Source organism: Rosistilla oblonga (assembly GCF_007751715.1).
GTDB lineage: Bacteria > Planctomycetota > Planctomycetia > Pirellulales > Pirellulaceae > Rosistilla > Rosistilla oblonga.
Window position 1 is genome coordinate 537,355 of record NZ_CP036292.1, and the last position, 13,189, is coordinate 550,543.

At 58.3% G+C, this 13,189-nt stretch carries 9 protein-coding genes; 6 read left to right on the forward strand and 3 right to left on the reverse strand.

The window, feature by feature from the left end:
- Positions 1-447 precede the first annotated feature (447 nt).
- The gene (locus CA51_RS01925; RefSeq protein ID WP_145117447.1) at positions 448-2,379 is read right to left on the reverse strand and encodes a c-type cytochrome domain-containing protein; all 1,932 of its coding nucleotides are present in this window, start codon (positions 2,377-2,379) and stop codon (positions 448-450) included.
- Between the two features lie 320 nt (positions 2,380-2,699).
- On the opposite strand from CA51_RS01925, the gene xerD reads away from it, so the two are divergent.
- Positions 2,700-3,650 (forward strand): site-specific tyrosine recombinase XerD, encoded by a 951-nt coding sequence (gene xerD, locus CA51_RS01930; RefSeq protein WP_145117448.1) that lies wholly within the window; start codon positions 2,700-2,702, stop codon positions 3,648-3,650.
- Between the two features lie 62 nt (positions 3,651-3,712).
- On the opposite strand, the gene CA51_RS01935 is transcribed toward xerD, so the two are convergent.
- On the reverse strand, positions 3,713-4,126 hold the full coding sequence (locus CA51_RS01935) for a response regulator (protein WP_231745940.1): 414 nt from the start codon (positions 4,124-4,126) through the stop codon (positions 3,713-3,715).
- 485 nt (positions 4,127-4,611) lie between these two features.
- Between CA51_RS01935 and nusA the strand changes: the two genes are divergently transcribed.
- From nusA to CA51_RS01960, 5 genes are all read left to right on the forward strand, one after another.
- A complete protein-coding gene (gene nusA, locus CA51_RS01940; RefSeq protein WP_145117450.1) occupies positions 4,612-6,147 on the forward strand; it encodes a transcription termination factor NusA in 1,536 nt (511 codons plus the stop codon).
- 163 nt (positions 6,148-6,310) lie between these two features.
- The gene (infB, locus tag CA51_RS01945; RefSeq protein WP_145117451.1) at positions 6,311-9,205 is read left to right on the forward strand and encodes a translation initiation factor IF-2; all 2,895 of its coding nucleotides are present in this window, start codon (positions 6,311-6,313) and stop codon (positions 9,203-9,205) included.
- A gap of 71 nt (positions 9,206-9,276) precedes the next feature.
- Positions 9,277-9,672 carry a 30S ribosome-binding factor RbfA gene (rbfA, locus tag CA51_RS01950; RefSeq protein ID WP_145117452.1) on the forward strand — a complete coding sequence of 132 codons (396 nt, stop codon included), beginning with the start codon at positions 9,277-9,279 and terminating at the stop codon, positions 9,670-9,672.
- 69 nt (positions 9,673-9,741) lie between these two features.
- Positions 9,742-10,779 (forward strand): hypothetical protein, encoded by a 1,038-nt coding sequence (locus tag CA51_RS01955; protein WP_145117453.1) that lies wholly within the window; start codon positions 9,742-9,744, stop codon positions 10,777-10,779.
- Positions 10,780-10,899: 120 nt separating this feature from the next.
- The gene (locus CA51_RS01960; RefSeq protein WP_145117454.1) at positions 10,900-11,652 is read left to right on the forward strand and encodes a YebC/PmpR family DNA-binding transcriptional regulator; all 753 of its coding nucleotides are present in this window, start codon (positions 10,900-10,902) and stop codon (positions 11,650-11,652) included.
- 26 nt (positions 11,653-11,678) lie between these two features.
- Here CA51_RS01960 and CA51_RS01965 read toward each other — a convergent pair whose 3' ends face one another.
- Positions 11,679-13,097, reverse strand: coding sequence for a sulfatase family protein (locus tag CA51_RS01965; protein ID WP_231745941.1), 1,419 nt, complete (start codon positions 13,095-13,097; stop codon positions 11,679-11,681).
- Positions 13,098-13,189: the final 92 nt, after the last annotated feature.

The following is a 13,189-nucleotide window of genomic DNA, read 5'->3' on the forward strand; positions in this document are numbered from 1 at the left end:
GTCAGTCATACGCAAGTCGCAAACAACGGCGAAAGCAAGGGGCGAAAGGGACAGGCACATTCCTCACACGCCTGTCGCGGGCCGAAGGTCCAGCAATTTGCCTAGCCCAGCCTGCAGGGCTGGGTATCAGCCAACGGCCCCCGGTTTCATTTCACAGCGGGCGAAGGGGCAACGCCCCGGGGTAGGTGGTGACAATCGACCGGGCCTACAGCCCTACCATGTCAATCATCGCCGCTAGAACCCAGGCCGATGGCCTGGGCTATGCAAATGGTCGAGCCTGCGGCCCTGACTCGGATGAATGCGATGTGGAACGGCCTGCGACGAACGAAAGACTTCTCGCTGGCCTGGCGAGCGTTCGGTCGCGATAGCTCACCATGACTTACGTATAACTGACAGGGTTGCTGTCTTGGGACTCTTTGGGGGCCGCGGCGGCGGAGCTGTCATGAGCTAACGTCCGCGACGACCGGCGTTCGATTGGTACCAGCGGGCGAAGGCGGTTAGCACATCCTTGGGTTGGCCACCGTAGGCGGTCACGAAGGCGGTGCGGAAGTCTTTGCCGGCGGCGAGTTCGTTGATCAGTTTGTCGAACTTCGGCTTGTAAGCTCGGTCGATCAGGAACTGGCCGATCGCGTACGAGACGAGATCGGCTTGATCGGCGGGCAGTTTGTTGGTGAGCAGTTGCTCGGGTTTATTGAACGCCGCGATCGCTGCGGGGAGTTCTTCGTTCCAGGTTTCGACAAGTTCGTTATCGCGGTCGGCGAGTTTCGCCGTTGCGGCTCGCCCGATTCCTTCGCTGAGCCAATGCGGAACGTCGCCCGTTTCGGCGACCAGCAGGCTGGCCAATGGACCTGTCAGCCGCGATTTGATTTGCGCGTCCTGGTCGTTCGGTGTAACAACGATCGCAGCGTAGGCGTCTAGGCCATCGTATCGCCAGTGCTGCGTCCAGTCGCGCGGCAGCGTGCGTCCCTCGATCATCCGGCCAAACTCGCTGTAGTCGTAGCGGCGCGGGAAGGCGAAGATCGTCGCCCGGCCTTTGAAAGTCGGTTGGCCTCGTTTTTCGGGGCGGCGGACGATTCCCTTGGCATCGGCCAAGGCGGCTTCGGCTTGCTGGGCGACAGCTTTTAAGGTGTTGGGGCCGACGCTACCGACGACATAGAAGTTGTCGGTTTCGATCTGTGTCGGTTCTTCGTCGGGGCTGCCCATCTTCCAGTTGTGGTCTGCCATCTCGGTGCGACGCTCCATCAGTTCTTCGTGCGTCGCGTCGCGAGCCCAAGCCAGAGCGGTCATCACGCGGAGCGGTTGGTCGGGAGTTTTGCCGTCCAGAGTTGCTCCTTCTTTGATCCAGGTGCTGATCAATTCGATCTGTTCGTCGGAGAGGGGAGGGCGTCCGCCGGCGGGCATGCGGTTGCCCCCTTCGCCTTTCAGTCGTTGGAGCAACAGGCTCATGTCCGGTTTGCCCGCCATCACGATCGGGCCGCTGTCGCCACCGCGATTCAACTGGGCGAAGGTGTTCATTCGCAGGCCGCCTTGGACCTGTCGGGCGTCGATGTGGCATCCGTTGCAGTTCTGGATCAAGATCGAAGCGACATCTTTGGCAAAGCTGACCGTCTCTTTGCCCGTCGATTGGCGAATCGCGGCGGCGGGCATCCGGCCCGGTTGGGCCGCGGTGGCAAACGCTGTCAGTTGCATGTCGGTCTCGGTGCCGTCGAATTTGGCGCCGGCGGCGACCCAGTCGCTGAGTTTCTTCAGCTCCGCCGCGGGGATTCCGTTTCCGTTGGGAGGCATGCTGCCCGAGCCGATGACTTCGATCAAGCGGCTGCCGGCGGGGTTGCCTGGAGCGACAACGATTCCGATCGCGGGGCCTCTCATCAGCGTCGCGTAATCGGACATGCTGAATTCGCCGCGGTTTCCGGTCACGTGGCAGCGACCGCAACGTTGGACAAGGATCGGGGCGACTTCTTTGGTAAAGCTGATCCCGTCGGTCGTCGGTTCGGGAGTGGTTGGTTCGGGCTTGTCCGGTTTGGGAGCCTCCATCGTGGGCGGTTCCGGCTTGGAGAAAGGCGTCATGCGGATGCCTTCGAGTTCCAGTAGCGCGTGGGCCCGGCCGATGCGTGTGAAGAGTGTGCCGGATTCGCGATAGAGTTGCATGTCTCCTACGGCGACCAGCTTTTGCAGCCGTTCTTGCGCCTCTTCGACCTGTTTGCCCGATGTCTCGAAATTGCCCTTCAGGTAGTTTTCGCCAGCCTGTTTGATAATCCCACCGATCTGCGTCAGTTCGATCCGTTGAGCTCGGGTGATCACGGCCCAGGCGGTTTGGGGGATCGACAGCGATCCGCTGACCAGCAGCAACAGGATTGCGATTCGTTGGAATATTGACATCGTATGGCTTCGCTTGGCGTATCGAAATTAGGAGCGAGCGTGCGCCGTAGGCACTGTCGCTGGGAATGGTGGGTCCACCCCTGGCGAGGGTGGTATGTGTGATCTAAGGATAACTGAATCGTCCCGGCCTTAGAAACCGAAAGCTGTTGTTTGTCGGCGTTTAATCAACGGTCCGGGGGGCCGTTTGTACTTCGATTCGGGTCAGATCGATCGGGGAATCGGAACTCTGAGATTGAAATTGCAATTCGTCGCAGCGGATGACGAAGAGGGAATTATCAGCCGTTTGCCTCTTCATGCCACTCGAAGGATGCTTCTGACTCATGGCCCGTCCAACCAAGCTGCAGCAATTGAAGTCGCGCGGTCCGGCGAAAAAATCCGATGGGCGGAGTCAGTCGTATTGCGCCGACTTTATCGTTTATCTGCGGAACGAATGCCATTTGGCGGACAACTCGATCAAGGCATACAGCCGCGATCTGAAGCGATTCCTCGATTGGTTGGAGGATCGTTCGATCCCGCGACTGAAGATCGCCGACCTGTCGCAGTACGTCAGCTGGCTGTGTCAGCGGTCGTTGGCGCCGGCCAGCGTCGCTCGGCACGTCGTCGCGCTGCGAACCTTCTACAAATATTTGCAGCTGGAGGGCGTCGTTCTCGATAACCCTGCGGAGTTGCTGACGACGCAGAAGATGTGGCAGCGGATGCCGGGGGTGCTCAGCCCCGCTCAGGTTGATGGTCTATTGGCCGCCCCACGCCGCTCGGACAGCTATTGGCAGCGGGATCGGGCGCTGTTGGAAGTGCTGTATGCGACGGGTTGCCGGGCGTCGGAGGTCTGCGGTTTGCGGCTGCAGAACGTGAATCTGAAGCAGAAGCATCTGAAGTGCGAGGGTAAGGGGGGGAAGCAGCGGATGGTCCCCTTGGGGGTGCGTTCGATCGAATCGATTCAGATGTATATCGATCAATTGAGGGTCCGCTTGGTGGCGCTGGCGGCAACGACGCCCGAACACCTGTTCCTCAGCCGCAGCGGTCAGGCGTTGGATCGCGTGCAGGTCTGGCGATTGGTCAAGCGATACGCCCAGCGGGCGGGGATCTCCGACGACATCAGCCCGCACAGTTTGCGGCACAGTTTTGCGACGCACCTGTTGGCTGGCGGAGCGGGACTGCGGCAGGTCCAGGAGATGCTGGGGCATGCCAACATCCAGACGACGCAGATCTATACCCACGTCGACCACAGTCGCTTGCAGAAGGTGCATCGCGAGTTCCATCCGCGGGCTTAACCGGTGATCGGTTCGCGGAGGAGCGAGTTCTGCGTTTGGGCGGCCTGCGGCGGGAAGGCTGTTTAGACGATGGTGTTGTTGGTCGTCAGTAGCTGGGCTTCGTGCGTCGCGAGCAGCGTGCGGACTCTTTCGGCCAGCAGTCGCGGGCTGAACGGTTTGTGCATAATTCCTGCCAGTTGCAGTCGGTTCTGCAGATGATCTTTGTCCAGTTCTAGCCCTCGGGCAGTGCAGAGCACGACGGGAAGGTGGACGAATCGGGGGGATTCGCGGAGGCGTTGGATCAGATCCAGCCCGCTGCACAGAGGCATTTGGTGGTCGGTGATCAGCATGTCGTACTCGCCAGCGTGCAGCTGATGTTGGGCTTGTTCCCCATCGCTTACCGAGTCGACTGTGAACCCTACTTGTTTGAGGGCGAACACGATCACCCTTCGAAAAACGGGATCGTCTTCAGCAACAAGAATCTGTTTTGAAGTCATCTGGCTCATGGTTTGCTGGGGATGTGAATAGCGCGATCGACCGATGGGGTGTCGAATCGCCGCTGACACCTCCGCCGAGAAAATTTAGGACAGGATCGCTGGATCGACGTCGGCGACGCGTTGCGAAACTGCCACATCGCGAAAATTAGGTCGCTGAATCCGGCATAATCGGCACGAATGGTCGCTGTTGAATGTGGGAAACCCGCAATTACAGATGGGGGGTGTTCTCTTTTTGCACCATCGAGAATCATGCCGCAGGGGGGCAGGTGCCGACATTTGGGAGTGTTGGAAGGGTTGAAATCGCCGTTTCGTGATCGCGTAAAAGCGTGGCAGCACGGGTACTTAGGCGGTTGATATTGGTTGACACTATTCGTTTATACGGGTAACTTTGCTGGTTTACCCGACTAAGCAATTAGCCAGAAGCCCGGGTGTGCTACGCTCGGGCTCCATTTTTGCACATACAGACCGATCGGTTACGCCGTCGCATGAATCCTCAGGATCTACTTCGATACGTCGATTCGCTTCATCGCGAGAAGAACATCGACCCCTCGCTCTTATTTTCGGCCATCGAGGCCGCGCTGGCGACTGCTGCGCGCCGACATTACGGCGAAGAAGCTGACATTGTCGTGCGAATTGATCACGATTCCGGTAAAATTCATGCCGAAATCGATGGTGCGCCTCTCGACCAGGATCAGGTCGGACGGATCGGCGCCCAAACCGCGAAGCAAGTCATCATCCAAAAGGTTCGCGAAGCCGAACGCGACGCGTTGATGGCGGAGTACCGCGAGCAGATCGGGCAGATGGTCAGCGGCGTGATCCAGCGAGCTGATGGCGGGGTCGCAACGGTTCAGTTGGGGAATGTCGAAGCGATTTTGCCGCGCAGCGAGCAGATCTCCGGAGAGAGCCTGCATGCCAACGAACGCGTGCGAGCGGTTGTGTTCGAGGTCCGCGCGACGGGCAATCGCGTTCGTGTTGTGTTGAGCCGAACGCGGCCTCAGTTGGTGAAGTGCCTGTTCGAACAGGAGATCCCCGAATTGTCCGAAGGCGTGATCGCTATCAATTCGATCAGCCGCGAACCGGGTTATCGCAGCAAGGTGGCGGTCAGCAGCACCGATTCGCAGGTCGATCCGATCGCGGTTTGTGTTGGCTATCGCGGCAGCCGAATCAAGAGCGTCCGCGAGGAACTGGCGGGTGAACATATCGATGTGGTTCGCTACAGCGACGATCCTCAGATCCTGATCCCCAACGCCCTTCAGCCGGCTGAGATCGAGCAGGTGCTGTTGTGCAATATGATTGGGCGTGCGATTGTGTTGGTTCAAGAAGACCAGCTGTCGTTGGCGATCGGTCGTCGCGGGCAGAATGTCCGTTTGGCCAGTAAGCTGTGCGGCTGGGATATCGAGATCATGACCGGCGGCGAGCTGGAAGAGCAGATCGAGCGAGCGGTTACCGGCTTTAGCCAGTTGGAAGGCATGACCGAAGACCTGGCTCAGCAATTGGTCGAACAGGGTTACCTGTCGTATGATGATCTCTCGGTGATCGAGCCCGAAACGCTGATGCAGATGGGTGGACTGACGGCCGAACAGGTCGACGTCATCGTCGAGCAAGCCGAAACTCAAGCCGAAGAAGCGGAAGCCGCAGCGACTGAAGAGCGGAAAAAACGCAAACAAGAACGCGAAGCGGCGGCGAATGCTGCAGCTAGCGGAGAGCAGCCACCAGCGGCTGAAGAGCAGGTGGCAGAGGGGACCGAGTCGGAAGAATCAGAGGATTCTGCCGCTGAAGTGTCCGAAGAGACCCAGCAGGGCGACGGTGCAGAGTCGCCGGCCGCCGAAGAGGCTGGGGCCGATGGAGAGGCGGAAGCGTCTGTAGAGGAAGTAGAAAACGTAATAGTAGAATCGGAGCCGATTGACGAATCGACGGAGCAAGATTCTGATAACAAGAATGTTGCCGTTGAAAATATTAACGAAGAAGGCGAAGCCGAGCAGCTGGCTTCAGACAATGTAGAAGATCCGGATAAGGCGTAAGCTTGTCCTGGACACAAGAGTCAACTGATTACGGGACCCTAGCGGTGTTAATTCACTGCGCGGAGGAGCCTTGAATATGTGAACTCGATATTAGATTGGCACTCGAGCGGGCACGATTTACGTCCGTTCGGTGCATACCAACCAGCAAGAGGGATTCCTCAACGTGGCCGTACGCATCTACGCGCTAGCTAAAGACTTGAAGATCGACAGCAAGGAACTTGTCCAGATATGTAACAAAGTAGGAGTTACTGGAAAAGGCTCTGCGCTCGCAAGTCTTGACGACGATGAAGTGGAAAAGGTCAAAAAGCACCTGAGTCAGCTCGGTGCGCCTAAGGTGGCCAAGGCCGCCCCAAAGGAAGACGTGCGACCAGTACGCGGCGCAGGTCCTTTGGGTACTGGGCTCAAGAAAACGGGCCCTGTGGCGGAGTTGAAATCTCGCCCCAAGACGGCTGCGGAAGAGGAAGTCGAGGCCGCACCGGTCGTGGAAGCCAAGCAACCGCCGGCTGAAACCAAGCCTGTTGCAGAGCCCGCGGCGCCTGTCGAGCCTCCTGCTGCACCTATCGAAGTCGCCAAAAAGCCGGCCCCCGCTCCAACTCCGCCTCCAGTGGAGGAACCACCCAAGCCGGTTCGCGCATCGGCAAAGTCGGAGCCCAACAAGCCTGTCATGCCAGCGGCCAATGCGCCTCTGCGTCGAGAGGCTATTCGCGGCGGATCGGGTTCGCGAATCCGCGACATCGGTGGACGCAATCGCTCCGGTGGCGGGAAGCCGTCGGGCAATAGCGATGGCGAACGCACCGGTGGCGGCAAGAAGCGTGGCCCAGTCATCAATCTGGCTGCGGTTCCCAAATCGCCAGCGCGTCAACAGCGGCCTGCGGCGGGTGAAGCTCCCGCTCAAAAGCCCGAGATCCGTCTCTCCAAAGATGTCATCGCCGGTCACAAGCAGGGGATGAAAGCTTCGTTGGAGAAGCTGGTTCAGGACGACGTCGATAAGAAGGCGGAATCCAACAAGAGCAAAGGCAAGGTTGGCGGCGCGCTCAGTTCCTTCACCGGGACTGGCAACGAGCGCGGACGCGGTGGCAAGGGCGCCGACGTCGAAGAAGAGCGAACCAAGAAGAAGGGTATCGCTGGGATGGCCAGCGCCCGTGCCGATCGCAACAAGGGTCGCCGCGGCGGCCGTCGCGACATCGAGCGATCGTTCGGACATGGCGACGATCGCCGTCGCCGTCGCACGATCACGCGGACCGGTAGAAATACCGCGGCGCCGCGAAAAGAGAGCGTGGTCCTGGAACTGCCGTGTTCGATCCGAAGCTTCTCCGAAGCGGCGGGCGTTAGCGCCGCACAGGTCCTCAAGGCGTTGATGGGTATGGGTATGATGATGAACATCAATGCTCAGATCGACCAATCGACGGCCGAGTTGATCGCGGCGGAACTGGATATCGATATTTCGTTCAAGAGCCAAACTTCGTTGGAAGAAGAGCTGATCGAAAAGATCGAAGATCGCGCCGACGAAGAGGGCGATCTTGAACCTCGCCAGCCGATCGTGACCTTCCTGGGGCACGTCGATCACGGAAAAACCAGCTTGCTGGACTATTTGATCGGGACGCGGATCGTCAAGGGCGAAGCGGGTGGTATCACTCAGCACATTCGCGCTTACGAAGTCGACAAAGACGGTCGCAAGATCACGTTTGTCGATACTCCAGGTCACGAAGCGTTCACCGAAATGCGTGCTCGTGGTGCCAACGTCACCGATATCGCCGTCTTGGTGATCGCGGCGGACGATGGAATCATGCCGCAAACCGAAGAGGCGATCAGCCACGCGAAAGCGGCTGGCGTTCCGATCGTTGTGGCGTTGAACAAGATGGATCTGGTTGGGGTCGATCCCAATCGTCCGATGACTCAGATGACCGAGCACGGTTTGACTCCTAGTGAATGGGGTGGCGATGTCGAAGTCGTTCGCACCAGTGCAACCACTGGGATGGGCATGGACGAATTGCTCGATACTCTGCTGACAGTTGCTGAGCTGAACGAATACAAAGCGAATCCGAACCGCGATGCGTTGGGTGTTTGCTTGGAGTCGGAACAGCAGGCCGATCGCGGTGTGATCGCCAAGTTTGTCGTTCAAAACGGAACGCTGAAGGTTGGCGACGTCGTCGTCTGCGGTCCAGCTCACGGTCGCGTCAAAGCGTTGACCGATACCTTGACCGGCGAAGCGATGGACGAAGCGGGCCCAAGCACGCCAGTCAACGTGACCGGTCTGGATCAACCGCCGGGTGCGGGAGATCGGTTCCATGTGTTGGACAACATCGCTGAAGCTCGCGAGATCGCCGAGACACGCGAGTTCGACAGCAAGAGCCAGAACCTGTCGGGGATTACGACCAAGGTCAGCTTCGAGCATTTCCAACAGCTGTTGCAAGACGGCCAGTTGGGCAAGGCAGAGGAGCGGGCCAAGTTGAACTTGATTATCCGCGCCGATATGAAGGGTTCGCTGGAAGCGATCGACAAGGAGATCGCCAAGTTCGATCATCCCGAGGTCGAGATCCGCGTGCTGCAACGGTCGGTCGGCGGTATCACCGTCGCCGATGTGACGCTTGCTTCGGCGAGCGATGCGGTAATCTTGGGCTTCAATGTGATTCCCGATGAAGCCGCGCGTGGCATGATCGACGATCGCAAGGTCGAGATTCGTCGTTACGACGTGATCTACAAGATGACCGACGACTTGAAGGCGATGATCGAAGGTCGCTTGAAGCCTGAAGAACGGGTTGTCGAATTGGGACGTGCTGTCGTGAAACAGGTCTTCTCGATCAGTCGGGTCGGCGTTGTCGCGGGTAGTTATGTCGCTCAAGGCTCGATCGAGCGTGGGTGTCGTATCCGGGTCAATCGCGATGGACGGACGATCGGTGATTATCCGTTGGATTCGATTCGCCGTCACAAAGAGGACGTCAAAGAGGTGCCACGCGGAATGGAATGCGGTATCCGATTGTCTGGCTTCAACGACATCAAGCAGGATGATGTCTTGGAGGCTTATCGCATCGAAGAGTTCGCCCGAACCCTCGATTGATCGCTGGGGCCGTCCTCGGCGGCTCGTTGTATCTGTTAACGCATCTGTTTCTCAATTTTGGCAATCCTATCGTGACATCTCGTCGTCAGCTCAAAGCCGCTGAGGCTATTCGTGAAGTCGTAGCAACATCGATTCTGACGGAGTTGCGCGACCCGCGAGTCAAGGATGTGACGGTAATCGGTGTTGAAATCGATCCGGATATGCGAAACGCCAAAGTCCGCGTCAGCGTGATGGGGGACGAGAAGCAGCAGACGTTGACGCTTCGCGGGTTGCAAAATTCGGCTGGCTATTTGCAGTCGAAGATTGCCGCCCGTATCGACACGCGGTACACGCCGCGGTTGACGTTCAAAATTGATAAAGGCCTCAACAATGCACTTGAGGTCAGTCGCATACTCGAGGAATTGCGGAAAGAGACTCCGCCCGCGTCCGATGACAGCGCTACCGATGGATCCGAAGATCCATCCTAGTTCCTGTTGGCTCGCTGGTTATTCCTCTCCGTTTTCAACACCGATCATTGACATCTGCAAACTAACAACATGAGCACAACCAATCGGTCTGCCAGGATCACCAAGCTTTTCACTCTTTTGAAAAAGCGATACAAGCCGCTGCCTCCTTCGGCTGGCAGAAATCTGTTCGAGCATTTCTTGTACGCCTGTCTGTTGGAGGACGGTTCGCAGGAAGCTGCCGACGAAGGCATCGCTCGCTTGGAGCAGGATTATTTCGATTGGAATGAAGTTCGAGTAACGACCGTCAGCGAGTTGGCGGAATCGTTTCCCCGCTTGCCCAACGCGACCGAAGCTGCGTCGCGGTTGAAGAAGAATCTGCACGCGTTGTTCGAAACGTATTATTCGTTCGACATCGAAGAGATGAAGAAGCAGAACCTTGGCAAGACGATCAAGGATCTCAGCGAGTTTCCGGCGATGACCTCGTTTGTGTTGGCGTACATCGTCCAACAGGGGCTCGGCGGGCACGCGATTCCGATCAATGCAGTCGGCATGGATCTCTTCTACTACTGTGGAATCATCAACGATGCCGAGCGCGAAAGCGACAAGGTTCCCGGGATCGAGCGAGCGATTCCCAAATCGAAGGGGACCGAGTTTTCGTCGCTGCTGCACCAAGCGTCGTTGGATTTCGCAAGCAATCCTCAAGATCCCGATCTGCTGAAGTTGATCCTGCAGATCAATCCCGACGCGATGGATTTGTTGCCCGGCAAGAAGGCTCCCGCAGCGAGCCCCGCCAAGAGCAAGTCGTCCAGCAAGACCGCTTCGGCGAAGTCAGCTGCTGGCAAGGCGGCGTCGACCAAGTCGGCCGCTCCTAAAGCGGCTCCCGTAAAGAAGGCAGCGAAAAAGTCGACAGCTCCTAGCCCGCCCGACAAGGCGCCGCTGAAGGGGATCGCGGCATCGATCAAGGCGAAGAAGGCGAGCGCTTCGCAACCGGCCAAGGCAACGCCAGCGAAGAAGGGTACGGCGAAGTCTAAAACCGCCAAGGGTGCTGGCGACAAGTCGGATGCGGATGAGGCGACCAAGCCGGCTCGCAGTTCGACCAAAAAGCTTGCTAAGAAAAAGCCCCGCTAGCTCGCTGGCTCACCGCGCTTGAGCGATGGGCGAGCGTTGTGAAGCGTTGGTCTTTCGACTGGCGTTTCACTGACGATAATCTCCTCTCTCTTTGACGCTTCGGAATTTGGATAGACAGCAATGGCAGGCCACTCCCATTGGGCTGGAATTAAGCACAAGAAAGCGCTCGTCGATAACAAGCGTGGAAAGCTTTGGAGTCGGTTGAGCAAGGCGATCATCGTGGCTGCCAAGTTGGGCGGCGGAGATACCGATACCAACATCCGGCTCCGCAAGGCGATCGATGACGCCAAAGCGGTCAGCATGCCCAAGGACAACATCGAACGGGCGGTGAAGCGGGGAACCGGTGAGCTCGATGGTGGGAACTTGGAAGAGATTCTCTACGAGGGATATGGGCCCGGCGGCGTCGCGATTCTGTGCGATGTGTTGACCGATAATCGCAACCGCACTGCGCCGGAGATGCGTGTTCTGTTCGAGCGCAACGGCGGCAATCTAGGGACGATCAATTCGGTCGCCTATCTGTTCGATCGCAAGGGATTGATGCTGTTTGCTGCCGAGACCGATGAGGAACGGTTGACCGAGGTTGCCCTCGAAGGTGGCGCCGACGACATCCAACGCAGCGATTCCGGTGGTTGGGAAGTCACTTGTCCGCCGGAGAGCTTCAGCGATTTGTTAGCCGCGTTCGAAGCGGCTGAGTTGCAGCCGGAACTGAGCGAAGTGACCCGTTTGCCGCAGACAACCGTCGAGGTCGAAGGATCGGTCGCTCAGCAAGCGATGCGATTGTTGGAGCTTTTGGACGAGCACGACGATGTGCAAAGCGTTTCGACCAATCTCAACATCACCGACGATGCGTTAGGCGACGAAGCAGACGGCTGATCGGTGCTGGCGTTGTTTGTCGGTGCCTAGTGCTTCTCGTTTTGCTGCTGGAACCATTGGTCCATCTGGCCGCCAAGTCGGCTTGCAAGTTCTTGGTGTTTGCTGGAGCCGGAGAGGTCGACGAGTTCATCGGGATCGTTTTCCAGATCGAACAATTGCGTGCGGCCAACTTTGGGATAGCGAATCAGTTTCCAACGCGATGTCCGAATCATGCGTTGAGTATCCTTGTAGTATCCGAAGACTGCAGGGTAGATCTCTGTATCGGGCGATCGAAGGATCGGCACGATGCTTTTGGATTCCACGGTTTCGGGAATCGGGATCCCCGCCAATTCGCACGTCGTGGGGTACATGTCGCGCAGATAGATCTGCGCCGCGGTTCGTTGGTTCTTCGGAATCCCTGGGCCCGCGATGATAAACGGAACGCCGATCGTATGTTCGTACATGTTTTGTTTCCCCATCAGCCCGTGGCTTCCGAGTGCCAAGCCATGGTCGCTGGTGAATAGGATCACCGTGTTGTCGTAGCGTCCTGACGCCTTCAGCGCCGCGAGGATCCGGCCAATCTGAGCGTCCATGTCGTCGATGACTGCGTAGTAGGCGGCGATCTCCTCGCGGACGTCCGCTTCGGTCCGCGGCCAGGGGAGCAGTTGTTCGTCGCGGCCGTCGATGTTTCCGTGGTCGAAGGGATGTTTGGGCAGTAGGTTTGCCGGCACCTGCATCTCGGACGGTTTGTATTTGCCAGCGTATCCCGGCGGGATGATCAGCGGATCGTGAGGTGCGGTGAAGTTGACGTGCATGAAAAACGGCTTGTCGGTCTTCCGTTGCAGCAGTTCGATCGCGCCGTCGGCGATGTATTTGCTGGTCTCGCCGACCACGCCGATTCCCTTCTCCAGTTCCGGCGTTCCGTCGGCTGATTTGAAAGTCCATCCGCGGTAGCCGGTGATCAAGCGGTTGTGCCGGCCGTAGCGTGGCTCCCGCCCCAGCGGTCCCGCACCGCCACTGCTGAACAATCCACTCGTTTCCTCATAACCACGCGTCTTGGGTGCGCCGTCGTTCATCCACTTTCCGCAGTACCAAGTCTGGTAGCCAGCATTGCGGAGCGCGTCGGCCCAGAAGACTTGTCCCTTTTTCAGCCGGCCACCGCCGTAGGGGACGCCGTTGTGAAACGCTGTCGCACCGGTCAAGATCTCCGCGCGACTGGGGACACACAGCGGGAACGCAGAGCTTGCGCGGGTGAAAGTCATCCCCTCGCGAACCAGTTGGTCCAAGTTGGGAGTCTCGATCACGGAGTTTCCCAACGCCGCGATCGTATCGGGCCGCTGGTCGTCGCTGACGATGACAAGAAAGTTTGGCTGCTGTTCCGCGGCGGTCGGTTTTGCAAAACCTGTTCCGGCAAAAAGCAACGCTGCAACTAAACCGATCCGCCGAACCCGCTGCGCATAACCCATCATGACCTCCAGTTGTAAAACGTCAGTCAGGATTCTATCGCATCGCTTCTCGGCCAGCAAAATTGCCGGGGATGGGCTGGCTGGAGCATCGG